Below are 25,096 nucleotides of genomic sequence, written 5' to 3' on the forward strand. Positions count from 1 at the left end.
TTGGCCTGCCGAGCGACGCAGAAGTGACAACACGGTCGCTAAGGTAACAACACGCCAACCGGCTGATCGACTGATGTAACAGCGACGTATCAACCTGCGTCGTTACTGCGCTTTCCAGTGACCACCGCCCGACTCGCAATCAATCCTGGCCTGGTCCAAATGTTCCGCATCGTAGTAATACGTGGTGACTTGAGCATTGTCGGGAATGTTGACCGAGGTGCTGTTCTTGTCCTTGCTGGTGGAATGAGGATTGGCCAGCGATTCCTGGGTCAGCGTCGCGATGCAGGTGGCCTGATAGTGGTCGCCGCACTGTTCGACTTTTTTCTTGGTGCTGGTGAGCATGTCCTTGCTTTCATTGCTGCATGACCAATCGATGGCGTTGACCGGCATGCCTTCGTACTCATAACAACTATGGGATTCGATGACCGGAACGGCAGGGCTTTGCGAGTGGGTCAGGACGTCGCAACCTTCAGCCATGACCAGGGTGGGGCAAAGGCAGGCGAGCAGAAACAGCCATTTACTGTTCATCGGGATTTCCTCTGCAATGGCGCTGCTCGTGTCGACGATCAGCGCTTTCAGGATTTCGAAAACACGATGAGGGCCGGGGTTCAATCGGCCTTACGATTTGCCGGGTCACTGGCCCATAAAGTTGCGGATCGCCGCGATGGTCTCGGTCGGCGCTTCTTCCATCAGCCAATGCCCCGCGCCGGGGATCACCACTTCTGTCACGTGGTCCGCGGCGTTGCGCATCACGATGGCTTCGTTATTGCCGAAGGATTTCTCTCCACCGACGGCCAGTACCGGCATGGTCAGTCGCGTTTTCATTGACGCTTCGTTGTCCACCGTGTCCTGACGAATGCTGCGGAACTGCGCGAAGGCCGCATGCATGACGCCGGGACGGGCATAGAGTTTGGCGTAATGCTGACGGGTGGCTTCATCGACCTTGCTGCGGTCACCCGCGAATTCGTTCCAGAAGCGGTCCAGGTAAATGCGTTCACGACCGGCGACCAGGCGCTCGGCATCCGGCCCGCCAAAATCGAAGTGCCACAGCATCGGTGATCGGACAATGTCGTTCCAGGGCGGAATGCCCGGTACAGGCGCATCCATCACCACCAAGCGGTCGGTCAGCTGCGGATAACGCGAGGCGTAGGCGAAGGCGACCATGGTGCCGATGTCGTGACCGATGACCACGGCATGTTCGATACCCAGCGCGGCCAGTACGCCACGAACATCAGCGGCCTGGGTCTTCTTGTCGTAGCCACCCTCGGGGATCGACGACAAACCCAGTCCGCGCAAGTCCGGGACCACGACGGTGTGGTCACGGGCGAGATCCGCTGCCAGCGGCGCCCACATGTCGCCGGTGTCGCCGAAACCATGCAACAGCACGACGGCGGGGCCTTTACCGCCGACGCGGACATGGATTTTGGCGCCTTCAACCGGGATGTCTTGGGTGCGAAAGGCGGCGGGAAATGGCGTCACCCCGGCATGGGCCGGGATGCCTAGCGCCATTATGAAAATGGTCAACAGGACGCGGATCATGGTGCTGCCCCTCTCGGTATACGGGAAGTCCCCAGGCAATGGAGATGAGCGTAGACCGTTTGATCATGTTTGCAGGGCCCTCTCCCGGGGGCGAGAGGGCCCGTTTGCCTTCAGGTGTGATGAATTTCCCGATCCTTGGTTTCCGGCAGGAAGAAGGTGCCGAGTATGGCCGTCATCACCGCGATGACGATCGGGTACCACAGCCCGTAGTAGATATCACCCGTGGCCGCGACCATGGCGAACGCCACCGTCGGCAGGAAGCCGCCGAACCAGCCATTGCCGATGTGGTAGGGCAGCGACATCGAGGTGTAGCGGATGCGCGCCGGGAACAGTTCCACCAGCCAGGCGGCAATCGGGCCGTAGACCATGGTCACGTAGATCACCAGGATGGTCAGGAGCAGCAGCACCATCGGGTAATTGGTCTTGGCCGGGTCAGCCTTCTCGGGGTAGCCGGCCTCCTTGAGCGCTGTGCCGAGGGTCGCGGCGAAGGCGTCGTTTTTGGTCTTGAAGTCGGCGGCCGGCATGCCGGTGCCCTCGAAGCTCTGGATGACCTTGTCGCCGATGCGCACCTGCGCCACAGTGCCCGGTTCAGCCTTGAGGTTCTTGTAGGGGATGGCGCGTTTCGCCAGTACGGTCTTGGCGAGGTCGCAGGAGCTGGTGAATTTGGCCTTGCCCACCGGGTCGAACTGGAACGAGCACAGCCCCGGATCGGCCACCACCGTGACCGGGTTCTTCTCCTGGGCGAGGAACACGTCGGGGTTACCGTATTGGGTCAGCGCATGGAAGATCGGGAAGTAGGTCACTGCCGCCAGGATGCAGCCGGCCATGATGATCCCTTTGCGGCCGATCCGGTCGGACAGGCTGCCGAAGATGACGAAAAATGGCGTGCCGATCAGCAGCGATCCGGCAATCAGCAGGTTGGCGGTCTGCGGGTCGATCTTCAGTGTTTGCAGCAGGAAGAACAGCGCATAGAACTGCCCGGTGTACCAGACGACGGCCTGGCCGGCGGTGCCGCCGAGCAGGGCCATGATCACGATCTTGAGGTTCTCCCAACGCGCGAAGGATTCGGTCAGCGGCGCCTTGGAGGACTTGCCCTCGGCTTTCATTCTCAGGAACACCGGCGACTCGCTGAGTTGCAGGCGGATGTACACCGAGACGATCAGCAGCAGGATCGACAGCAGGAACGGAATCCGCCAGCCCCAGGCCTCGAAGGCTTCGGTGCCCAGCGCGGTGCGGCAAGCGAGGATCACCAGCAGCGAGAGAAACAGCCCAAGGGTGGCCGTGGTTTGAATCCATGACGTGAAGTAGCCGCGCCGGCCCTTAGGTGCATGTTCGGCCACATAGGTCGCTGCGCCGCCGTACTCACCGCCCAGCGCCAGGCCTTGCAACAGGCGCAGGGTGATCAGGATGATCGGTGCCGCCACGCCGATGGTCGCGTAGCCGGGCAGGAAACCCACCACGGCCGTGGACAGACCCATGATGACAATGGTGATGAGGAAGGTGTGCTTGCGCCCGATCATGTCGCCCAGCCGGCCGAATACCACGGCACCGAAAGGGCGAACGGCGAAGCCTGCGGCGAAGGCGAGCAGCGCGAAGATGAACGAGGTTGTCTCGTTGACGCCGGCAAAGAAGTGCTTGGCGATAATCGCTGCGAGGGACCCGTACAGGTAGAAGTCGTACCATTCGAACACGGTGCCCAGGGAGGAGGCGAAAATGACCTTGCGCTCCTCCTTGGTAATCCCGTGGTTGGATGTGTTGCCCGTGGTAGCGCTGTCGATTGCGGCCATGAGTCTTCTCCGTCTTTCTTGTTATAGGCCGGAGTACCTCACTATCGTTTGCCGCACCCAGGCCCTTGGGCTGATGTCGTCGGATTACGCGTTGCGTGAAGCCTGCACACAGACTGACGGCCTCGCATCGCTGCAGGGTTTCTAGAAGCATAATCGGCTTCACGCAGATATCCACTGGCCCTGCCGATCAACCCACGCAACCATTCGTTTAATCAATAATCACCATCAAGGAATGCGAGTTCTGTTTTTCTGTCATGAGAGGAAGATAACGTCATACCGAAATCGCCTCTGAAGGAACCTGCGCGATGAGAATTTCTACCTTGTTGGCGCTTGTCGCCGTATTGACCACCGGCGTTGCCGCCACCGTACCGGCTTACGCGGCCGATCCGGCCTGCCATTTCCTGCCGGTGGGCGACAGCACCGCCAGCTTGCAGCGCACTCAATCGGTGGGCGTGCTGTACAGCGAGAACACCCTCAACACCCTCGAATACCTTGAGCAGTACCATGCTGTGGCACTGAACGGCGCGAAGAACCCTGCGCTGGACTCGCGCATCAGCAGCGCCTTCGTCAAGAGCTCCGATCCGACACTGGCGATCAATTGGCTCAAGGGCTCGCTGCAAAAGGAATTTGCCTCGGTGACTGTCTACGACAGCCTCGACGCAGTGGTGCAAGCCCATCCCGACGTCGTGGTGATGCTGGACACCTACAGCCGCCTGGTGTCCAAGCGCAACAACCAGGTCGAGGCGCGCTTCCTCGCCAAGTTCTACGATTCGAACCTGCAATACATCGGCAAGGCCGAAGGTTCACGGGAACAACAAATGCCTTCGGTCTGGGTGCATGGCAAGGCCGCTCCGGAGATCGCTGCGCAGATAGACCAGCAAAACGTGGTGCAGGTCGATGCGTTGAAGCAGTTCGATGCTTCGCTGAAAGTGTTGGTGACATACGCAAGCAGGGGTCAGGTTGCCGCTAACTGACCCGCGCAGCTTCGTTCAACCCAACTCTTTCAGAAATGCTGAAGCTGCAAATCCATCAATCAAGCCATCACCCTGAAGATCAATACTCGACCACTCGGGATTGACCGGTTTCGCCACGACCAGCTGTCTGGGCTTCAAGCTACCCAGCACGCTGTACTCGGTGCCTGGACCACCACGCAGTCTCAGACTGGTTCGCGATATCACCTCATGGGTGGGCGCAGAAACAGCAGTCGGGACTGACGATGTTTCGACCGGGACAACAAATGCGCCGAAATCACTCTGTTGAGGATTGATGAGGTTGTAGTCGAGGCCCAAACCGCACAATGTGGCTTCTGGTGCCTTTTGCTGAATGTTGTAGGCGCCATTCCTGATCGCGTCTTTCGTCCCCCTGAACCCCGATGACATCGCGAGCCAGACCAGCGAGCACAAGTTGTTCTTCGACAACGCAGCGGCGGTGGCTCCCGAGCCATAGACGCCGACCCGATAGGCCGGCTGACTGCCGGATATCTCTTCGAAGGCCCGTTGGATGCCCTGGAAAAAAGGAATGATGCTGCCGGTGATTTCAGCGGGGTTGGCATCGAAGTCCACGGAAAAATAGATCCCCGACCCCTCAGGTTGCCCGATGTCGTTGCTGGCATAGCGGTAGGCCCTGCGTCCTGCTTCATAACCTTTGGCGTCCGAGAAGTCGTCTGCGCTGTTTTGTCGTTGCTGGAACACCACGGCAATGTTCATTCCCTGGGCACAAATGGATTGCGCTTCCATCAGCGTTAAACACTTGTCGGGAAAACTTACCGAGTTGCTGAAGTTGTAGTAGCGGATGATGGTTCGAACGTTTTCTTTTGCCAGGCAGCTAAGTTTTGCCGTCGTTTTATAGGGCGTGTCGATAATGAGCATGATCAATGTCCTTTGGCGAGTCTTGCGCTTTTCCGATGCGGCCGAGTGATATTTATTCGGCCCTTTGGATTAATGAAAAGCGCGTTTAAGAAACTCGTCAATGCAGGCACGTGTTACTTTTTACGAGAGGTGTAATAAGTTTGGGTCAGTGTTAAGCGAGTGCAACAAAGTTTGATAAAAAAATGAGACTGGCGGGTTTTATATTGCTGAAGTTACTGGTATTCAGGCGCACAAATGTTTTTAAATCTTACCGGGCCGCCTGACCCGGTAAGTGTCAATTATCATCAGCAGTAACGAACTCCCACCGCGCAACGCCGCACCGTACGCCTTGCCACTCCAGCCACGCTGACCGGTGTGAGAGGACGCCCGACGATGGCTTCGGCCGGAGAAATAACACTGTGAATGCCTGGGATCGACAGGGTTTCTCCGAGTTCGAGCGCGGCGCACAGAACGAACGTCACCGCCAGCAAGCCAGCTGTTTTTATCAAGAGCTTCATTTGGCTTTTCCTCGCACAAAGTTTTTCGGCAAGTCATCCCCGTTGGGCAGGTCCTTCAACTCCATTTTCTTGGCGTTTGTCGTGTTATTGAAGGCGAAGTCGTCTGCGGCCACTTCGGTGCCACTTTTCCAGTCCCTGATTTCAATGCTGTATTGCGGACCGCCCGCCACTTGCTTGGAGGTAATGACGTAGCGGCAAGGGTAGGGACGCTCGCCTTGGGCGATCCAGATCTGCCAATCCACGTCCTTGGCCCTGAACGCCAAGTGGTCGCATTCGACGCCGCCAATCACACCGCTGCCCAAATCCTTGATGTCATTGACGCCCTCCATCAGTTGCGCTGCAGGATTGTCGACAAAGAGGTCGGCGCCCGGTAAGGGGCGGTTGTACTTGTCCCTTAATTCGTTAATCAAATGATCAATCGTGCCAGGGGCTTCAACCTGGGTATAAGCGTTTGCGTTTTTGCCAAACAGGGTCAGGGTCTTGCCGTCGAACAGCATCTCGACATCGGCGAATCCGCCCGTGCGCGTGGAACGGATTTTGTCAGGCCGGTTAATGATGACCGTGCCGGACGCCGCCACTGTGAGTTTCTGTTTTTCTCGGGTGACGACTTCAAGGTCCGTGTCGTAGTTAAACGATATGTTTTTTTGCGCTGACATATAGTCGGACATGTTCTTTAGCAGGCTTTTGGCGCTTGCATCATCGGCCTGCGCAATGACCGGATACCCTAATCCAATCATTAACCCAAGTCCTGCGCACGCTATAAGGGGCGCCGATGAGTTGACTAACTTTCGGGCGATCTTTTCCATGTAGTTCACCACTGCAAAAGGGCTGGATTGGCCAGCTTGGACTTATAACGCTAGTTCAACATCGGCCATCCGCCGGGTATTACGCGACCGCTCATCTGCCTTTTTCCTCCTCGCCAGACAATTCGTTGCGATTGTGTTTACAGGGCTGCTTGGTTAATCTTGCACAAACACGCAAAAACAGGCATGAACATGCAAGATCAGCATTCGACAGTCGAGCTTCCTTCGCTGCGTCGACAAAAAATCCTCCTGCTCCTGGAGCGTGACGGCAAGGTCATGGCTTCGGAATTGAGCCAGCATTTTGCCGTTTCCGAAGACACCATTCGCCGCGACCTGGCGGAGTTGCACGCTGCTGGCCTGGTGCAGCGCGTGCACGGTGGGGCGTTGCCGCGTCCAAAGGACACCGGCAAGGACTTCTTTACCCGGGTGAATGAGACCGATGAGGTGAAAACCCGACTGGCGCAACTCGCGGCCAGTCGAGTGCACAACGGCCAGATTGTGATGTTCGATTCGGGCAGCACGACGCTGCAGATCGCCCGGTCGTTGCCCTCGGACATTGTCATCACGGCCATGACGGCATCGCCGATGATCGCCATCACGTTGGCCGAATACCCGAGCATCAAGGTGATCCTGGCCGGTGGCCAACTCAACCCGGCGACGATGTCTGCCAGCGGACATGAGACGCTGCGATTGATCGAGGGCATCAAGGCTGATCTGCTGTTCACCGGGGTCTGTGCGATCCACCCGGAAGTCGGCATCAGCTCGCTGCATTTTGATGAGGTGCCGATAAAGCTGGCGATGCTCGACAGTGCATCCCATGTGGTGGCGGTGACGACTGCGGACAAACTGGGGGCGGTCGAGCCTTTTGTGGTGGCGCCGTGCAATCGTATTCACACGCTGATCACCGAGCGGCATGTCGCCTCGGGTGATGTCGGGGACTATCGAAAGCTCGGCCTTGAAGTGGTGCAGGCGGACGATTGAGCCAGGGACGCGCTGTCAGCCGTGGCCCAGGGCGATGGCAAAGGACACGACGATCAAGCACGCAAACGCAAAATTTATGTTCATGAAGCTATCGCCCGAATTATCAGAAGTGGCGCTATCTTGAACAAGCCGCTGAAAAATAAAAAATTCGGCTTCATGATGTAAAAGATCGAAGGAATTGATAGTTGAGCAGGCCACGCCTACAAGCCCCCCCTGTAGGAGCTGTCGAGTGAAACGAGGCTGCGATCTTTTGACCTCAAAGCGTCGACGCACTCGACGCTACACCAGGTATTTGCGAAACCAGGCCACCGTCCTGTCCCACGCAAGTTTCGCTGCGGCTTCGTCGTAACGAGGCGTGGAGTCGTTATGGAACCCATGATTGCAGCCGGGATAGATATACGCCTCGTAGGTCTTGCCCGCCGCTTTCAAGGCTTTTTCATACGCCGGCCAGCCTTCATTGATGGCCTTGTCCAGTTCGCCGTAATGCAGCAGCAGTGGCGCCTTGATTTTCGGCACATCTTCGGCCTTGGGCTGACGGCCATAGAAGGGTACGGCCGCCGCCAGTTCGGGATACGCAACCGCAGCGGCATTGGCGACACCGCCGCCATAGCAGAAGCCGGTAATCCCGACCTTGCCCGTGGCGCCATCGAGTTTCATCAGCCATTCAATCGCGGCGAAAAAATCATTCATGAGCTTTTCAGGATCGACCGTCGCTTGTAACTCGCGGCCTTTGTCGTCGTTGCCGGGATAACCACCCACAGAACTCAGGCCGTCGGGGGCCAGTGCAATAAATCCCGCTTTGGCGACGCGCCGGGCGACGTCTTCGATATAGGGGTTGAGCCCACGGTTTTCATGCACGACCAGCACCGCCGGCACTTTGCCGGTGGCTTTGGCTGGACGCACCAGATAGCCACGGACATTGCCATGGCCTTTGGGCGAGGGGTAGCTGATGTACTCGGCGAGGATGTCCGGGTCAGTGAACTCCACTTGTTCAGCCAGCGCGTAATTGGGGCTCAGCGCGGCGAGCAGAGCACTGGCCGTCAGGCCGCCCAGGGTGAACAGCGCCGCCCGGTCAAGAAACTCGCGCCGATTGATTTTGCCATGGGCGTAATAGTCGTAGAGTTCAAGCAGTTCCGGGGCGAAGTCTTTGGCGGTCAGTCGTTCCATCGGTGCACTTCCCATGGGTCCAGGCTTTGAATCAGTAAAGCAGTATTTAGCGCATTGGACACCTCATCCACACCGCACTGCATCGTTCGCCACAACCCGGCCAGATCGCCGGGCGTGGATCACTCACTAACCTCGGCTCATCAATGCCCACCCACCACCATATGGCTGAACGGCGCGACATACGCCTGCAACGTAACCAGACCACCGACCAGAATCGCCAGGATGATGGAGTGGAAGAACACGTAGCGCAGGATTTCCCCTTCATGCCCGTACCAGCGAGTCGCCGTGGACGCCACCACGATCGACTGGGCATCGACCATTTTGCCCATGACACCGCCGGAGCTGTTGGCCGCGGCCATCAACACCGGGCTGAGTCCCAGTTGTTCGGACGTCACCCGTTGCAAGCCGCCAAACAATACGTTGGAGGCCGTGTCCGAGCCGGTCAGGGCGACGCCGAGCCAGCCGAGCAGGGTGCCGAACATGGGGTAGAAGATCCCGGTGGCGGCGAAGGCCAGGCCCATGGTCGCGTCCAGTCCCGAGTAGCGGGTGAGGAAGCCCAGGGCCAACATCGCCGCGATGGTGATCAGCGAATAGCGCACCACCCACAGCGTTCGCAGGTATTGGCGGGCCAGTTGCGGGATCGAATAGCCCATCAGCAGCCCGCCGACGATGGCCGCCAGGAGGATGCCGCTGCCGGTGCTGGTGAACCAGGTGAATTTATAGATCGCTTCCTCGGTTTTTGGCGCAGGCACCACCGGTGGAACCTTCTCGACTTGCTGGTGCAAGGTGGTGAAGGTCACGGCCGGAGCGAACAGCGGATTGGCTTCGCGCAGCGGTTTGCCTTGTGGGTCGAGCTTGGCCGATTGGGTGGCCGGATCGATCGCCGGGCGGGTGTCGAACATGTTTTTGAAGCCTTGGGTGCCCCAGGCGAAAACGAAGACCGTGAGGATGATCCACGGCATCCACGCACGCATCACCGCCGGTTTTGCATCGCTGGCAAAGGTGCCGCTGATTTCGGGTTTTTGCTCATGTTCGGCATCGATTTTTGAGGTGTCGACACGCCCCGACAGCGCGGCGGAAGTGTGGATCGTGGCCGGTTTCCAGACTTTCAGGAACAAGGTCAGGCAGGCCATGGAGATCAGCGCGGCGATCACGTCGACCAGCATCGGCCCGTGGTAGTTGGACACCAGGAACTGCGGCACGGCAAAGCTGACACCGGCGACCATAATGGCCGGCCAGATTTCCAGCATCTTGCGCCAACCGGCAAAGGCCCATATCAGCCAGAACGGCACCAGCACCGAGAAGAATGGCAATTGCCGGCCGACCATCATCGACAGTTCCATTTCATCCAGCCCGGTTACCTTGGCCAGGGTGATGATGGGCGTGCCCAAGGCGCCGAACGCAACAGGCGCGGTGTTGGCGATCAACGCCAGGCCGGAGGCCGCCAGGGGCGAGAAACCCAGGCCGATCAGGATTGCGCCGGTCACCGCCACCGGCGTGCCGAATCCGGCAGCGCCTTCGAAGAACGCACCGAAACAGAAAGCAATCAGCAGCAATTGCAGGCGTCGGTCGTCGGTGATGCGCGCGAGGGAATCCTGCAACACTTTGAACGAGCCGTTCTCGGTGGTCAGTCGGTGCAGGAAGATGATGTTGAGCACGATCCAGCCAATCGGCAACAAGCCATTGGCGGCGCCGAACAGCGCCGCCGTGCCGGCCATGTTCGCGGGCATGCCGAAGGCGAAGATGGCGATCAACAACGCAGAACCAAGGGCCAGCAATGCCGCCAGATGGGCCTTGATATGGAAAAACGCAAGGGATGCCAGCATTACCACGACCGGCACTGCGGCCATGATGGTTGAAAGCACCGGGTTACCAAAGGGATCGTAGACTTGCTGCCAGACCATGTTCCACCTCTGCTTTTTATTGTTGGTAGTGCAGGCCCCGGGCGGGGTTGGTGGAATGGAGTATAGGTGGCATTACGCCGCTGTCCTGTGAGGTTCGCGACCGATAAAACCGCCTGCCAGCGGCCAGGGGTAATCCTGGTCGAACTTCTACTACGCTCAGAAAGAATGACGGCAAACCCTGCTATCCACGACGAGAGGGAGACAGCGATGACTGAACGCCATGAGGAGCACAAGGAAACGCTTTCCAACGGATGCAAGATCGCGGTGAAAGCCGAGATATTGAGGGATGGCTCCCTGAAAATGTTCATCGGCGTTTACCGGCCGGACGGCTCGGTGATTGAAGAGGACAAGCATCCGTCCCCGCACTTGCTGGACCTCGAAGGGGCCATGGATTGGGCCATCGAAAAAGCCAAAGACATCGGCAACAAACAACACACGTTGTAAGAGCGGTGCATCACCGCTCTGGCCATCGCCCTTATGGCGCACCGAACATGGCTGTCCAGTAGATCCCGGCATCACTCTTCGGATCGACTGCGTAGGCGGCGCCCAACTCGCGGTATTGCGGGTTCATCAGGTTGGCGCAATGACCGGGGCTGGCCAGCCAGCCGTCGACGACCTTGCGCACGGTGTCTTGCCCGGCGGCAATGTTCTCGCCGACTTGCTGGCCGCTATAACCTTCCAGTTCGGCACGGTCCCCGGGCGTACGGCCGTCGCGGTCCTTGTGGTCGAAGAAATTGTTGTTGGCCATGGACCGGGAATGCTTTTCGGCCGCTGCCGCCAATGTCGCGTTCCAGGCCAGCGGCGAGGTCGCGGCAAACGGTTGACCGCCACACTGACGAGGCTGGCTACGAGCGGCGTTGAGCGTTTCCAGAAGCTTCTGGCCTTCTACCGTGGCATCGCCCAAGCGTGCGGTCAGCAGTGGACGCGCCAACACGATGCGCCAGTCGCGACCCTCATGGCTGACACCGACGTCGATGAATTGCGGGTTCAGCACCACCTGGCAAAAGCTCTCCTTGATCGCTGCCATGGCGGAGGTCGCATCACGCGGTCCGGACATGCTGATCGCCTGCACGTTGACCATCGGGTACGACGCGCGGGCCATCGCCTGCTGCAAATCGACGTTGCCGGTTGGTGACAAGATCAGGCGCGGGTCGCTCGTCAGCGGAGGCAGTTCCGAAGAGGCCTGATTGGCGCAGCGCTGCGCCTGGCTTCGGTAGACGTTGATCGATTCGACCAGTTGCGAATCCTCGGTTGCCATGGCGGTGGTGGCAAATGCCAAGCCCAACGGCAACGCGACAAGACACAAAACGGATGACGGAACGCGCATGGAAATCCCCTTTGACTGAGTGCGCCCATAATGCGCGAACTTACCCCGTTCAAGGCAATGGCTTTTTGCAGATTGTTGTTTAACCTTTGACATGATTTGGCTACTACACTGAATCGACGACTTTCGGAGTGTTTCCACCATGTCCGTTAAATGGATCGCAGCGTTACTCGCCGTGACCCTGCTCGCCGGTCAGGCCATCGCCGACGACCAGGAACAAAAAAAAGAAGTGGCTCAAGACAAGGCTCAGGTGCTTGAGCAGAAAGCGGCAGAGAAGGGCGACAACGTGCCCGTGCCCAAATCCGAGAAGATTACCCAATCCGAGGTCCAGGCAGTCGATCCGTCCGGCAATGCACCGTTGGACGAGGCGATTACCTGCCTGGCCCGCTCCATTTATTGGGAAGCCAAAGGCAAAGACACCACCGAGATGGAAGCGGTCGCCAATGTCGTGATGAACCGCCTCGGTCACGCAGGTTTCCCCGATACGGTGTGTGCGGTGGTCAAGCAAGGCTCGGAAAGCAAGAAATGTCAGTTCTCCTGGTGGTGCGACGGGCGCCCGGACACGGCCCAGGAAGAGACCCAATACGCAATCGCCAAGGAAATCGCGCGCAAGGCCCTGAACAAACAGCTGCCGGACCACACCGGTGGCGCCATGTATTTCCATGACCGCACGGTAAAACCCGACTGGGCCAAGGAGTACATCAAAACGGCTGAAACCGGGATGTTCCAGTTTTACAAGCCGCATGACGGGTCGGCGAAGTAGGCACGCAGCGCCCATGCCAGGCGCCTAGAACTTCGCATAGTTCAACGCATCGACAATCGCCGACCCGCCAATGCCGGTCAGCGACAGCAACAGCGCGCGGATCAGCGGGTCCTCGGAATAACGCGAGAACGAGCCTTTATTGAGCGTTGCGACGCGCTCGCGAATGATCTGGAATTTCTCGTAGGGGCCTGGCGCTTTCGGCGTTTGCAGCAGGTAGGCATCGATCCGTTGCAACGCCACCGTGCGAGCCTTTTCCGCTGCCCGGCGTAAAGACAGCGCGGAGGCAAGCAGGATCAGCGCCGTGATTAAAAACGAAATGACCACGCTGGGCGGGGTCGGCCAGTTATCGAACACGCTGCTGCGCGCCGCCAACAGAATCAACATGACCACCGTTGGCGCATAGATCAGACGGCTGACCGCCGAGGTGCGGGTGGCGATCAACTGCATGTCCACCCACTCGTCGATGCAAGGGTGTTTGAGCATGCCGAAAATCTTCTGGTGTTCCAGCTGCAACGACTTGGGCCAGATCGCATGATGTTCGCTCAGGTGCCGGATGAAACGCGTCAGCAGCAGATTGGCATCCACGACCCAGAACACCAGCATCTGGAACACCAGCGTGGGAATCAGCCAGCTGAGCATCCACACGATTGAATCGCCGCGCACCGGAGAATGCTCCATGGGCCACACCACAAACAGCACGCTGGTGATCACGACGAAAACCCAGGTGGCGAGCAGGGCGCGAAGCAGTCGGGCGCCGAACGATCCGCATACGCAGTGTTCTCCCCAGAAGCGTGCAATGGAGATCATTTTGCGCCCGTCTTCGCAGGTGGCCTCCGCGGACTGACAGGGTTTTGACCAGTCGTCATTGGCGCTCATCAACGGGAAAAATATCAGCAGCAGGCCGTTCCCCAGTTCGTTGCACCCGCGTCGCAGTTTCCAGCGTCTGCAGTGGCGAAGAAAGCGCAGGACCTGCCCGCACACACCGATCCGGTAGCGGCGCATGTACTGGCGCAGATGGTAGGTGCTTTCGATTTCGGCTCTGTTGACGCGCAGGTTGCGCCAGCCCCATGCCAGCGCCGAGAGCGATATCAGTACAGCGGCCACGCGCAGCGCCACGGTCGGCCAGGCACTGATACCTTCAAACAGGAACATCGGTTCACCCAGGCCCTCGCCGGTCAATGTGCTGCGCATTTGATACGCCAGCATCAACGCAAGGATGAACCCCACGAGGGGCACGACGATGTACCACGCCGAGGCGTCGTAAAAGCCGCTGTCTGCGCTGGCCGTCGTGTCTTTGCTGTGGGCGTGTTGCCGGGAACGACGGATCAGGTTCGACGAGATGATGCCCAGCAGGATCAGCACGAACGTGAACCACAGAAACTCGGCATGCCAGAAGCGCGTGGCGATAAAGGCACAGGCCACCGCGACCATGTACAACGTCACGGGCACGCCGCGCACCCAGGCCAGCTTGGTGTCAGGGTCGATCTTCGGCCCCGAGATCCACCTCCAGACAATGAACCCGGCCATCAGCAGCAGCGTGAACGTCAGCGGCCCGGCCCAGAAGAACGACTGAATGGCTTTGAACTGCTCGCGCACGGCCTGGGAGGCTTGCGGGTAGGGCGGGGGCGAGGGATCTTGAAGGCAACGCAACGCCATCAAGTCGTGTGGACGCAAGTCGCTGTCCGAGCGAGAAAGCAATGTCGGGGCTTCACAACTCACCGGGCGTATGCCGGTGACCGGGCTCGCCAAGGGAATGAAACCGCTGATGCCGACCTCGTAGATCCCGGGCGAGAGCAGCTCCGATTTTGAATAGTCGAATTTCGCCCGCTTGGCGTCGAACGACTGTGGCGCCAGCGCCGCGAGCACGGAGACGAACACCGAGCTTTGCAAGCTGTCGCGAAACGGCGGAACGTCTTGTTGCAGGGCTCGCGTCAGCGTCAGCCCGTAAGGCGCTGCGAGTATCAGGTTGCGGGTGGTTTGAGCCTGGCCCCGTTGCAGCATGCGGGCGTCGAGGTCGGTGGAAAAATACAGCTTGTACGGCATCCGGCTCTTGAGCGCCTGCAACACCAGTAGTTTGTCGTAGGCATCGACCCCTAGAATACCGATGGCGCCGATGCCGCTTTCACCGTTGCGTCGATAAGTCGCGTCTTCGCTGGCGATGTGATCGGCGAGGCGGCGCAGATAATCCAGCTGGGAGTTGCCGTCGGCTTTTTCCAGCGGACTCAGGTCAATGGCCGTGGCGTCCTTGCTTTTTCCGGCATCGGGGCTGGCCGTCTTGTCAGTGCTGGCGGCTTCTTCCGGGAGGCGTCCGTCCAGGCCACGCAAATAGCTGAAACGCAGAATCCAGCGATCGACCGCAGCCTTTTCCTTTTTCTCGCGCAGACCGGCATCCGCCGCAACCTGAGCCTTGAAGCTTTCGATCAACGCGCGGCTGTAGAAACTGTCCCACTCGGAAATCAATGCGATGCGGTCGGCGCGCGGCCAACGGGTCCGGGCGCAATCGGAACCCACTCGCCGCAAGCTGCCTTTATTGCACTTCAACCCGGTTGCCGGATCGACATGACGCAGTTTCAGCTCCTCCAGCATCAGTTGGGTCATGGTGCCGTCGTCGCTGACGGTGCGAAGCAGTTTCATCGGCTGTTTGCCTGGCGACTCTTTCGCCGGGGGCTGGATACTTTTGGCGAGTGTTTCGTTGTCGGCAGTGGCCAGTGGAGAATAGATCTCGATGTTCGGCGTGGCGTGGGCGTTGGCTTCATCCTGGTACATGCCGCGCAAGACCGTTGAAGTGGCCGGGCCGATGACTTTCAAATTGGCGTCGTCGGGCCGTTGCGGACACGCTTGAGCGGTACACCCCGACTGAAGTGTGGCGCTCAGGGTCTTGTTCAATTTATCCAGCATTTGCAGCGGAGTGGTGCCGAGCGCGTCCTGTTTCAGCCAGAACACGATCGTGCGTTTGGGCGGCAGTGGTTTGTCTTGCGGATCGGTCGGTGGATCGAAGGGGTTATCGACAAACATTTCGTAGGGAATGTCGGCGAAGTTGGTCTCGCTGGGTGAGTCGGTTGAAAGATCAGCGGGAAGTTTCAGGCACTGGATGTATTGCTCTTGATCCGGCACCCGGTGCGAGTTCTTGAACCCTGCCAGCAACGCGTAACGAATGCGCCGCCGCCGTTCGACTTCATCGGCATAAGGGCCGCCCTCGACCAGCGCCACCATCATGTCTGGAACCGCTGATTCCTCGGGCGGCAGAGCGATCGAGGGTTTGCATAAGTGGCCGGCGTCGGGACTTTTGGCGTCGTTGAGTTTTTTGCGATAACGCTCCAGCGCATCAAACGGGTCTTGCCACAATCGCGCTTCGATTGGCAGTTGCGCCTGAAATTGTGCGCCGATGGGACGCGGTTCAAGGAAGGGTTCGCGGGTCAGGGCGAACGTCGAGACCACCAGACTCAGGATGACCGCACTGCCAGGCAGCCAGAAGGCCAGGTTAGTACCTGAATCCTTAGAGGTGTCCATGGCCTTTCCCTCGAATGGCCGACGGTTACAACGTTAGTTATAGACCCGATTAGCATGTTGGTTTCTGGCCCGATGTCAGTTCTTCCAGTTGAACCTGAAAGTTGTAACGCGGCTAATACACATGGGCGATAGTCATCCGCTGATCGTGGATCTGTTCACCTGAAGGCGCAGAAGCGTAGAGTTCGATGCAATGGCTTGAATCCCTTCATGCCGCGTTTACGGACATGCACCGTGCACAACGTCGGACTCATCGTTTACCCCGGCTTCCAGGTATTGGGCCTCGCCATGTGCGCCGCCTTTGAGTTGGCCAACACCGCCGCTGACGAGCCTGTGTACAGCCTTGCGTTGCTGTCTGAGCAGGGTGGGTCGGTGCCGACATCGGCCGGTTTTGACGTGGCAACCCACGCCTTCGACGAGAGAGCGTTCGATACGCTGCTGGTGATGGGCGACAACCTGATCCGGCCAACATCGCCGGGCATGGTGCAATTCCTGCGTAAGGCCAGCCAGACCACCCGACGCCTGGGGTCGATCTGCACCGGTGCGATTGCGCTGGCCGAAGCCGGTCTGCTGGATGGCAAGCGGGCGACCACGCACTGGTGCCATGCCCCGGCGCTGCAACGGGCGTACCCGAAGGTAAAAGTGGAAGAGGACCGGATCTTCATCAACGACGGCAATATCTGGACCGCCGCCGGCATGAGCGCTTGCGTCGACCTGGCGCTGGCCTTGTTGGAGAAGGACCTGGGCGCCGAAGTCGCGCGCCAGGTTGCGCGGCAACTGGTGGTGTATCACCGGCGCGCGGGTGGCCAGTCGCAGTTTTCCGTGATGCTCGAACTTGAGCCGAAGACCGATCGCATCCAGGCCGCGTTGACCTACGCCAAACACCACCTCAAATCAGCGCTCTCAGTGGAGGAACTGGCCAGCGCGGCCAATCTCAGCCCTCGGCAGTTCAGCCGGGTGTTCCATGCCGAAACCGGCCAGACCCCGGCCAAAGCCATTGAAAACCTGCGGGTAGAGGCGGCCCGGCTGATGATCGAAACCGGTCGGCATTCCATCGATGTGGTGGCGACCGACACCGGGTTTGGCGATCGCGAACGTATGCGCCGTGCCTTTATCCGCGCGTTCGGGCAGCCGCCGCAGGTGATTCAGCGCGCCCATCGGGCTTGATTTTTCCTGTGTCCTAAAAGGTGGTGTATTCGACATTTAAGACAAAATATGATTGCCGTAATCTAGATCTCGTTGAAGCCCATTCCCTCAGTGAGATCACCGCCATGACCATTGTCAAAGCCGCTGCCGTCCAGATCGCCCCCGTTCTCTACAGCCGTGAAGGCACTGTAGAAAAGGTCGTTAACAAGATTCGCGAACTCGGCGAGAAGGGTGTGCAGTTCGCCGTTTTCCCTGAAACCGTCGTGCCGTACTACCCGTACTTTTCTTTCGTGCAGAGCCCTTTCAAAATGGGTTCCGAACACTACAAATTGCTCGACCAGGCCGTTGTCGTGCCGTCGGCAACCACCGATGCCATCGGCAAAGCGGCTAAGGAAGCCAACATGGTGGTGTCCATCGGCGTCAACGAACGCGATGGCAGCACTCTCTACAACACGCAGTTGCTGTTTGATGCCGACGGCACGCTGATTCAGGCCCGTCGCAAGATTTCACCGACCTACCATGAACGCATGATCTGGGGTATGGGCGACGGTTCCGGCCTGCGCGCCACCGACAGTGCGGTCGGGCGAATCGGTCAATTGGCCTGCTGGGAACATTACAATCCGCTGGCACGTTACGCCTTGATCGAAGACGGCGAACAGATCCACGCCTCGATGTACCCGGGCTCATTCGCAGGTCCTTTGTTCACTCGCCAGATGGAAGTCAGCATCCGCATGCACGCGCTGGAGTCGGCGTGCTTTGTGGTCAACTCCACGGCCTGGTTGTACCCGGAGCAGCAGGCCCAGATCATGGCCGACACCGGCTGCGAGATTGGACCGATCTCCGGCGGCTGCTACACCGCGATCATCGACCCTCAGGGTGAAGTCGTCGGCGCATTGACCGAAGGCGAGGGCGAAGTAATTGCCGACATCGACCTGTTCCAGATCGAAATCCGCAAACGCCAGATGGACGGCCGCGGTCACTACAGCCGTCCGGAAATCCTGAGCCTGAACATCGACCGTACGCCGCATCGCCATGTTCACGAGCGCAATGACCAGCCGAAACCGGGTGTGATCGACACTGCTGAAGAAACTGGGCGTTGAAAACGGCTTGAGACCGAGGCGCTCCCATCGCGAGCAGGCTCGCTCCCACAGTTAATCTTTGTCGAACACAAATGCTGTGTTCACTGAAAATTCCCTGTGGGAGCGGGCTTGCTCGCGAAAGCGATATACCAGGCACTGCCAAGCTGAATGTGCCACCGCTTTTGCGAGCAGGCTCGCTCCCACACTTGATCTTTGTCGAACACAAATGCTGTGTTCACTGAAGATCCCTTGTGGGAGCGAGCTTGCTCGCGAAAGCGATATACCCGTCACCGCAATGCTGAATGTACGACCGTCATCGCGGGCAAGCCCGCTCCCACAGTTGATCTTTGTCGAACATAAATGCTGTGTTCACTGAAAATCCCCTGTGGGAGCGGGCTTGCCCGCGATAGGGCCATCACAGCGCTGAAAAAAAAGGGACTTCCACCGAGCAATGGAAGCCCTCCTTTTTCCAGTTTTGCTTTTACAGTTCCTGACCCAAAAAGATCAGTGTATTGCCATGGGCCTCAGCGGCGGCGCGCTGGTTGTAGCTTTCACGGTGCGAGCAGTTGAAGCCATGTTCGGCGTCCGGATACACGACAATTTCCACGTTGTCGTTGTTCTCGAAACGCTCGGCGATTTTCTCCACGGCTTCCAGTGGAATGTGGCTGTCCTGTTCGCCGAAGTGCATCAGCAACGGCACCTCGATGTCGTCGGCGCGGTCCAGGTGGTTCTGGATGCCACCGCCGTAATAGGCGACGGCCACTTCCACCAGGCCGTTGGCGGCGGTGAGGTACGACAGCAAGCCGCCAAAGCAATAACCGATGGAGGCGATGCCGCCGTCCAGGCCTGGCTGTGCATCGAGTGCGTCGATGGCCAGCTTGATGTCGGCCTGGGCCTTGTCGATGTCGGTGGCGTTCATCAACTCGACGGCGCGTTTCCAGCCGGCTTCGTCGTAGCCCAGTTCGATGCGGTGGCCGTTGCGCCAGAACAGGTCCGGTGCGATGACAAGGTAGCCATCGGCGGCGTATTGCTCGGCAACCGAGCGGATGTGTTCATTCACGCCGAAGATCTCCTGGATCAGCACAATCCCCGGACCTTTGCGGGTATGCGGGATGGCCAGGTAAGCGCCGAATGTGCCTTCGTCGCTGTCGATCTCGATCCATTGGGTGGTCACGCTCATGGTGGCTCCTGTTTTCGCAAGTGAGGTGGAGTGAAGCTTAATGCGGCTGTGTGGCCTTGAAGCTTGGCAGAGACTGCATGCGTTTCCACCATCCGTCGAACCCTTCGACCGCAAACACCTGCGGCGCATCCGGCGTCATCGCGATGTAGGCGCAGCCCGGCGCGAGGTAAAAGTCGCCGATACTGGGTTCAAGACCTGCAATATACGGATCGGTGCCTTTTATTTTCATCAGCTCGCGCAGCACCCGTTTCGAATTTTCGATGCCTTTGCGGCGCGCCTCTTCATTCTGCCCGCCAATAAAGTCAGGAAAAAGATGATAGCCGAACACCTGCACCAGGTTGCCATAGCCATAGGAATCGTAAATCCCCTGGGCCATGTGCGTGCGGGCGCGGTCGTGGGCGTTATCCGGGGTGATGGACGGACCGGGCAGGACTTCGTCCAGATAGGCGACGATCGCGCCGGTTTCGATCACCCGGAATCCGTCGTGATCGATGACCGGCACCTTGCCGAAAGGGTGACGCACCAAATGCTCTGGCAGGTGCGGCTCGCCCTTGATCACGTTGACCTGCACCTGTTCGTAGTCCGCGTCTTTTTCTGACAGCAGCATCTTCACGGTGCGCACATACGTACTGCCGTCGAAACCGTAGAGAGTGAGGCTCATGGCGATTGCTCCGTTGTTTCAGGGAGTGGAGGACGCGCCCGAGCCTCTGGTCGGTCAAGGGTGAGTGCGACGCCAGATGAATCGGGCCAACAGTGCATCCAGGCTGAGCTTGCCGGCACCCGAGAGCAACAGCGGCATGAGGGCTGCGAGGTAGATCAGCGGCAGCTTGAAGTTGCCGTGCCCCTTGTTGCTGATGGCGTAACCCTGAGCAAGCTCACTCAATGTAGACCAATCGGCTGGCCAGTGAACGGCAGCGGTCGCGACGACCGTAACGATGATCAGGATGATTGCCGAAATACGCGTGCCCAGGCCGACGAGTATGGCCAGGGCGCAAATCAGCTCGGCCCACATCGACAGTTCCCAGTTCAAGGTGACCGGCACGTGGTTGAACGGAAACGGGAAGGCGTCCTGGATGTCGGCGAACCAGTTTTCGCCGTTCCATTTTTCCAGGCCCGACTCGAAAAATTCCCAGGCAATGAACAGCCGTAGCGTCAATGGCGCGAGCCAGCTACCGGCGCGGTCGAGGTTCAGGTGCAGGCCTTTCACGGCCGATGAAATGGCAGAAGTCATGGACGGGGTCTCCGTTCTGTCAGGGAAGCGGGGCAACGCGTTGCCCCTATGCAATGGGTTACTCGCCGGCGCCGCACTTGCCTTCGCCACATTTGCCTTCGGCGGGTTTCTCCGCGCTGTCGGCCTGGACCTGGCTATAGCCGTGGGCCAGTTGTTTCATGCTGAACGCCTCGGATTCGGAGGCCGACGCCACGTTGGACAAGGCCAGGCCGCCTGCGATGATCAGGCCGAGGGTCAGGGAAGAAGTCGAGAGCTTGAACATGGTGATACTCCGTAGCATTGAGTGAGTTGAGCGCTTTGATCGGCGTGGCCAATCGACAGGCACAGTTCATCAAGCGGGTGTATCTGCGATGTGTCGCGGGGGCGGGGTTTTATGGATGGGGTGTGTCACGGGCGGGTCTGTACACACTCCGATACACAGCCACCATCAATCCTTGTGGGAGCGGGCTTGCTCGCGAAGGCTGTGTATCAGACACATGTAAGTTGACTGAAACACCGCCTTCGCGAGCAAGCCCGCTCCCACAGGGGATTCGTGGTGATTTTGAAATCGGTGTTTAGCAATCTGTGATCCAGCGCCAGCCAACAGCGTCTAGCCTCCGTGTCCCCGCAATTCCTCGGGGCGAGACTTCGGAACCCGGCATGCAAGCGCTGTTGAACGAGATTCTTGATGCTGTCCGACCGCTGATCGGTCAGGGCAAGGTGGCTGACTACATTCCTGCCCTCGGCACGGTCCCGGCCAATCAGCTGGGCATTGCCGTGTATGGTAACGACGGCGAGCTGTATTGCGCAGGCGATGCCGAGACGCCGTTCTCGGTGCAAAGTATTTCCAAGGTGTTCAGCCTGGTGCAGGCCATCGATCACTCGGGTGAAGCGATCTGGGAACGTCTCGGCCACGAGCCGTCCGGCCAGCCGTTCAACTCGCTGGTGCAGCTGGAATTCGAACGCGGTCGCCCACGCAATCCCTTCATCAATGCCGGTGCCCTGGTGATCTGCGACATCAACCAGTCACGCTTTGCCGCGCCAGCTTTGTCGATGCGCGATTTTGTCCGACGGCTGTCCGGCAATCCGCAGGTGATGGTAGACGGCAAGGTCGCCGAATCCGAATACCAGCACCGCGCGCGTAACGCGGCGATGGCTTACCTGATGCAGTCGTTCGGTAACTTTCACAACGATGTCGAGGCGGTGCTGCGCAGCTATTTCAGCCACTGCGCGTTGCGCATGAATTGCATCGACCTGGCCCGGGCGTTCTGCTTCCTGGCCAACGACGGGTTCTGCAAACACAGCGGCGAACAGATTCTCAGCGCCCGCCAGACTCAGCAGGTCAACTCGATCATGGCCACCAGCGGTTTGTATGACGAGGCCGGCAACTTTGCCTATCGCGTCGGTTTGCCGGGCAAGAGCGGCGTGGGCGGGGGGATTGTCGCGGTGGTGCCGGGGCAGTTCACGGTGTGCGTCTGGTCACCGGAATTGAATGCCGCCGGCAACTCGCTGGCCGGGATGGCGGCACTGGAGTTGTTGAGCCAGCGCATTGGCTGGTCGGTGTTCTAAGGCAATCGGGGCGGCGGGGCTAATGACGCTCCGTGGATTTTCCTATACATTTTCCAGCCGCCCCCTGCATGGTGAAACCGCTTCATGTCTCTTGCGCTCGAACGTCTAGTCGCTGGCACGCCAATCCCTTTTGCCGGTAATCGTGTCACGGTCGTCAGCCCCGAACTGGCCGCGCGCTTCCAGCCCGGTGACCATTTGCTGGTGGAGCAGGTCAGCGGCGAGTTGCTGCTGATCCCGGTGGTGGACCAGCAAGCGGCAGCCGTCGCGATCGAGCGCGCCGAAGCGGCGTTCACCGCGCTGTCGAGCGTGCCGGATCAGGCGATCAGCACGTTCTTCGATCTCTTTGCACAACGTCTGGAAAACCCGGACTGCTGGGCCTTGATCGAAGCCGCCAACCTGGCCGACATCGAACGCGCCAAATCCCGTGGGCGTTCCACCACACGACTGCTGGCCGATGAGCGCATGCGCCGCGACATGATCGCCGGCCTGCGGGCCTGGCGCGATGCGCCGGCCACTCGCGGCAAGGTCATCAGTTGCGTCGAACACGACGGCTGGAAAGTCGAGCAGGTGGTGTCGCCACTGGGCATCGTCGCGTTCGTGTTCGAAGGCCGGCCGAATGTCTTCGCCGACGCGGCTGGCGTGTTGCGCACCGGTAACACCGCAGTGCTGCGCATTGGCAGCGATGCGTTGGGCACTGCCCAGGCGATTGTCACTCATGCACTGAACCCGGCACTCAGCGAGGCCGGATTGCCGGTCGGCGCAGTGTCGCTGGTCGAAAGCGTCAATCATGCGGCGGGCTGGGCGATGTTTGCCGACCGCCGTTTGTCACTGGCGGTGGCCCGTGGTTCGGGACGCGCGGTCAGCCAACTGGGCAGCATCGCCCAACAGGCCGGCACCGCCGTCAGCCTGCACGGCACCGGTGGCGCCTGGCTGATTGCCGACAAAGACGCTGACGCCAAGCGCTTCGCCGCTGTGGTGCGCAATTCCCTGGACCGCAAGGTCTGCAACACCCTGAACGTCTGCCTGATCCAGCGTGACCGCGCTGCGGAGCTGGTGCCGCTGTTCCTCGACGCGCTGCAACAGGCCGGCACCGCTCGGGGCCAAGGCTGCAAGTTGCACATCGTCGAAGGCAGCGAACAGTACTTGCCGGTCGAATGGCAAACCGCGAGCGTCCAGGTATACCGCGCTGAAGGCTATCAGACCGAAGCCTTGGCCGAACCATTGCCAGAGGACCAGTTGGGCCGCGAGTGGGAATGGGAAGAAACCCCGGAAGTCAGCCTGAACATCGTCGACGACCTGGACCGCGCCATCGCCTTGTTCAATCGCTACAGCCCGCAGTTCACGGTGTCGCTGATCAGTGAGGACGCGGCTGCGCATGAGCGTTTCTACAATGCGGTCAACGCGCCGTTTGTCGGCAATGGCATCACCCGTTGGGTGGACGGTCAATACGCGCTGAACAAGCCGGAGCTGGGCCTTTCGAACTGGGAGAGCGGCCGCCTGTTCGCCCGTAGCGCCATTCTGTCGGGCGACGGGGTGTTCACCGTTCGCAGTCGCATGACCCAGACGGACCTGACGGTGAAACGCTGATCCACTTCCGACCGCAGACGCCAGGCGCACTATACTAAAAGGTGTGTTTGCGTCTGCGTTTCGAGAGAGGTCCGCCATGAAACTTAATTCATTTCAGCATTACTCTCATGATCTGGAAGCGGTCGTGCACGACACATGGATCACCGGCCGGGTGAAGTCGGCCCTGGCATTGGCCGAACCCAGCCTTGCCATGCAGGTCCATGTCAAAACCCATGCGGGAACAGTGGTGTTAAGCGGTCGTGTCATCACCCATAAACAGTGTGAGCAGGCCGTTGCGCTGGCCCGTTCGGTGCCGGGTGTCGTCGAGATCGATGCCAGGGAATTGCTCACTCACGTGTTCACGCCAGGCAGCGTTCCAACGGCGCCCAACGCCGAGGAAACCGCTGAGCGTCGGTCGTCGTCCTCCAGACCTGACGACAAATGACAATCACCATCGTCTGAAAGGCAGCGCTCCCGTAATCCGGGAGCGCTGCACCGATCGTCTTTTGGCCACGTTCTGAAACCATTAAGCCGCTTCAACTGTTTTGCCATAAACCGCGCAGGTCGTCGGGTGTTCGGCCAGCGACACAAAGGTGCGGCTACTGGCTTGCAGCGCATCGATCGAACCGGTCTCGATGTCGTAGACCCAACCATGCAGGTTCAACTGACCTTTTTCCTGGGCCAGGCGCACGCTTGGATGGGTCTGGATATTGGCCAGTTGCGCGATGACGTTTTCGCGCACCATCGAACTCACCTTTGCCGCGTCATCAGCGTGAGGGCGCGATTCGTTGATGACCTTGGCCGACTCGGCGTGTTGCAACCATCCGCTGACGGCAGGCAGGTGATCCATGCATTTGCACTTGGCGATGGCGGTCATGGCGCCGCAATCGGAGTGGCCGCAGATCACGATGTCCGTCACGCCGAGTACCGCGACGGCATATTCGACCGTGGCCGACACCCCGCCTGGATGCGGGCTGTAGGAGGGTACGATGTTGCCGGCGTTGCGGATCACAAACAGCTCGCCGGGTTCTTGTTGGGTCAGCAGTTCCGGCACCACGCGACTGTCAGAGCACGTGATGAACAACGTGCCGGGATGCTGGGTGGTGGCCAGGTGTTTGAACAGATCGGTGCGTTGCGGAAAAGCTTCGTTCTGGAACTTCAAAAAACCTTCGATGAGCGCTTTCATGGTGATTTCCTTTTGAATCG

Annotated in this window: 24 protein-coding genes; 9 read left to right on the forward strand and 15 right to left on the reverse strand. The window is 59.3% G+C overall.

The genetic code is table 11. From position 1 onward, the window contains the following. Positions 1–102: 102 nt before the first annotated feature. The 3 genes from HNR03_RS14830 to HNR03_RS14840 all read right to left on the reverse strand — a co-directional run bounded on the left by HNR03_RS14830 (position 103) and on the right by HNR03_RS14840 (position 3,326). Complete coding sequence (locus HNR03_RS14830) at positions 103–528, reverse strand: hypothetical protein (protein ID WP_259154346.1); 426 nt, start codon at positions 526–528, stop codon at positions 103–105. A gap of 105 nt (positions 529–633) precedes the next feature. After that, on the reverse strand, positions 634–1,539 hold the full coding sequence (locus HNR03_RS14835) for an alpha/beta fold hydrolase (protein ID WP_259154347.1): 906 nt from the start codon (positions 1,537–1,539) through the stop codon (positions 634–636). A gap of 110 nt (positions 1,540–1,649) precedes the next feature. Next, entirely contained in the window at positions 1,650–3,326 is a 1,677-nt protein-coding gene (locus HNR03_RS14840; protein WP_259154348.1) for an MFS transporter, read from the reverse strand. 305 nt (positions 3,327–3,631) lie between these two features. On the opposite strand from HNR03_RS14840, the gene HNR03_RS14845 reads away from it, so the two are divergent. Then, a complete protein-coding gene (locus HNR03_RS14845; RefSeq protein ID WP_259154349.1) occupies positions 3,632–4,300 on the forward strand; it encodes an ATPase in 669 nt (222 codons plus the stop codon). A gap of 15 nt (positions 4,301–4,315) precedes the next feature. Here the strand turns inward: HNR03_RS14845 and HNR03_RS14850 are convergent, their stop codons facing one another. The 3 genes from HNR03_RS14850 to HNR03_RS14860 form a co-directional block, all read right to left on the reverse strand. Continuing rightward, positions 4,316–5,194: a DUF1906 domain-containing protein gene (locus tag HNR03_RS14850; RefSeq protein ID WP_259154350.1), complete on the reverse strand. Its 879-nt coding sequence runs from the start codon at positions 5,192–5,194 to the stop codon at positions 4,316–4,318. Positions 5,195–5,478: 284 nt separating this feature from the next. Then, on the reverse strand, positions 5,479–5,691 hold the full coding sequence (locus HNR03_RS14855; protein WP_259154351.1) for a hypothetical protein: 213 nt from the start codon (positions 5,689–5,691) through the stop codon (positions 5,479–5,481). Beyond that, complete coding sequence (locus tag HNR03_RS14860) at positions 5,688–6,497, reverse strand: DUF2092 domain-containing protein (RefSeq protein WP_259154353.1); 810 nt, start codon at positions 6,495–6,497, stop codon at positions 5,688–5,690. Before HNR03_RS14860 ends, HNR03_RS14855 begins: the two co-directional genes overlap by 4 nt. Before the next feature lie 189 nt (positions 6,498–6,686). Here HNR03_RS14860 and HNR03_RS14865 point away from each other — a divergent pair, with 189 nt between their 5' ends. Further along, entirely contained in the window at positions 6,687–7,475 is a 789-nt protein-coding gene (locus HNR03_RS14865) for a DeoR/GlpR family DNA-binding transcription regulator (protein ID WP_259154721.1), read from the forward strand. A 279-nt stretch (positions 7,476–7,754) separates the two neighbouring features. On the opposite strand, the gene yghX is transcribed toward HNR03_RS14865, so the two are convergent. Both yghX and HNR03_RS14875 read right to left on the reverse strand, forming a co-directional pair. Continuing rightward, positions 7,755–8,642, reverse strand: coding sequence for a YghX family hydrolase (gene yghX / locus HNR03_RS14870; protein WP_259154355.1), 888 nt, complete (start codon positions 8,640–8,642; stop codon positions 7,755–7,757). A 140-nt stretch (positions 8,643–8,782) separates the two neighbouring features. After that, positions 8,783–10,546, reverse strand: coding sequence for an L-lactate permease (locus HNR03_RS14875; RefSeq protein WP_222586092.1), 1,764 nt, complete (start codon positions 10,544–10,546; stop codon positions 8,783–8,785). A 207-nt stretch (positions 10,547–10,753) separates the two neighbouring features. Between HNR03_RS14875 and HNR03_RS14880 the strand changes: the two genes are divergently transcribed. Continuing rightward, complete coding sequence (locus tag HNR03_RS14880) at positions 10,754–10,990, forward strand: hypothetical protein (protein WP_259154357.1); 237 nt, start codon at positions 10,754–10,756, stop codon at positions 10,988–10,990. Between the two features lie 31 nt (positions 10,991–11,021). Here the strand turns inward: HNR03_RS14880 and HNR03_RS14885 are convergent, their stop codons facing one another. Continuing rightward, on the reverse strand, positions 11,022–11,873 hold the full coding sequence (locus tag HNR03_RS14885) for a CAP domain-containing protein (protein WP_259154359.1): 852 nt from the start codon (positions 11,871–11,873) through the stop codon (positions 11,022–11,024). 139 nt (positions 11,874–12,012) lie between these two features. Here HNR03_RS14885 and HNR03_RS14890 point away from each other — a divergent pair, with 139 nt between their 5' ends. Then, on the forward strand, positions 12,013–12,633 hold the full coding sequence (locus HNR03_RS14890) for a cell wall hydrolase (protein WP_259154360.1): 621 nt from the start codon (positions 12,013–12,015) through the stop codon (positions 12,631–12,633). A 24-nt stretch (positions 12,634–12,657) separates the two neighbouring features. Here HNR03_RS14890 and HNR03_RS14895 read toward each other — a convergent pair whose 3' ends face one another. Continuing rightward, positions 12,658–16,143, reverse strand: a complete 3,486-nt coding sequence (locus HNR03_RS14895; RefSeq protein WP_259154361.1) for a hypothetical protein — start codon at positions 16,141–16,143, stop codon at positions 12,658–12,660. A 231-nt stretch (positions 16,144–16,374) separates the two neighbouring features. On the opposite strand from HNR03_RS14895, the gene HNR03_RS14900 reads away from it, so the two are divergent. Beyond that, positions 16,375–17,307, forward strand: a complete 933-nt coding sequence (locus HNR03_RS14900) for a GlxA family transcriptional regulator (protein WP_259154362.1) — start codon at positions 16,375–16,377, stop codon at positions 17,305–17,307. 104 nt (positions 17,308–17,411) lie between these two features. Next, positions 17,412–18,386, forward strand: a complete 975-nt coding sequence (locus HNR03_RS14905; protein WP_259154363.1) for a nitrilase-related carbon-nitrogen hydrolase — start codon at positions 17,412–17,414, stop codon at positions 18,384–18,386. A 460-nt stretch (positions 18,387–18,846) separates the two neighbouring features. Here the strand turns inward: HNR03_RS14905 and HNR03_RS14910 are convergent, their stop codons facing one another. Genes HNR03_RS14910 through HNR03_RS14925 form a run of 4 tightly spaced genes read right to left on the reverse strand, consistent with a single transcriptional unit; the run spans position 18,847 to position 21,038 of the window. Beyond that, on the reverse strand, positions 18,847–19,545 hold the full coding sequence (locus tag HNR03_RS14910; protein ID WP_222586099.1) for a dienelactone hydrolase family protein: 699 nt from the start codon (positions 19,543–19,545) through the stop codon (positions 18,847–18,849). Positions 19,546–19,582: 37 nt separating this feature from the next. Further along, positions 19,583–20,206, reverse strand: a complete 624-nt coding sequence (locus HNR03_RS14915; protein ID WP_090182999.1) for a glutathione S-transferase family protein — start codon at positions 20,204–20,206, stop codon at positions 19,583–19,585. 54 nt (positions 20,207–20,260) lie between these two features. After that, entirely contained in the window at positions 20,261–20,776 is a 516-nt protein-coding gene (locus tag HNR03_RS14920) for a DoxX family protein (RefSeq protein WP_222586100.1), read from the reverse strand. A 58-nt stretch (positions 20,777–20,834) separates the two neighbouring features. Further along, positions 20,835–21,038 carry a hypothetical protein gene (locus HNR03_RS14925; RefSeq protein ID WP_090183003.1) on the reverse strand — a complete coding sequence of 68 codons (204 nt, stop codon included), beginning with the start codon at positions 21,036–21,038 and terminating at the stop codon, positions 20,835–20,837. 377 nt (positions 21,039–21,415) lie between these two features. On the opposite strand from HNR03_RS14925, the gene glsB reads away from it, so the two are divergent. The 3 genes from glsB to HNR03_RS14940 all read left to right on the forward strand — a co-directional run bounded on the left by glsB (position 21,416) and on the right by HNR03_RS14940 (position 24,335). Continuing rightward, positions 21,416–22,324, forward strand: a complete 909-nt coding sequence (gene glsB / locus HNR03_RS14930) for a glutaminase B (RefSeq protein ID WP_222586102.1) — start codon at positions 21,416–21,418, stop codon at positions 22,322–22,324. An 84-nt stretch (positions 22,325–22,408) separates the two neighbouring features. Continuing rightward, positions 22,409–23,911 carry an aldehyde dehydrogenase family protein gene (locus tag HNR03_RS14935; RefSeq protein ID WP_259154364.1) on the forward strand — a complete coding sequence of 501 codons (1,503 nt, stop codon included), beginning with the start codon at positions 22,409–22,411 and terminating at the stop codon, positions 23,909–23,911. A gap of 76 nt (positions 23,912–23,987) precedes the next feature. Beyond that, on the forward strand, positions 23,988–24,335 hold the full coding sequence (locus HNR03_RS14940) for a BON domain-containing protein (protein ID WP_222586104.1): 348 nt from the start codon (positions 23,988–23,990) through the stop codon (positions 24,333–24,335). A gap of 81 nt (positions 24,336–24,416) precedes the next feature. Here HNR03_RS14940 and HNR03_RS14945 read toward each other — a convergent pair whose 3' ends face one another. Then, positions 24,417–25,076, reverse strand: a complete 660-nt coding sequence (locus tag HNR03_RS14945) for a carbonic anhydrase (RefSeq protein ID WP_259154365.1) — start codon at positions 25,074–25,076, stop codon at positions 24,417–24,419. Positions 25,077–25,096 lie beyond the last annotated feature (20 nt).

Source organism: Pseudomonas sp. JAI111, assembly GCF_024809425.1.
Taxonomy (GTDB): domain Bacteria; phylum Pseudomonadota; class Gammaproteobacteria; order Pseudomonadales; family Pseudomonadaceae; genus Aquipseudomonas.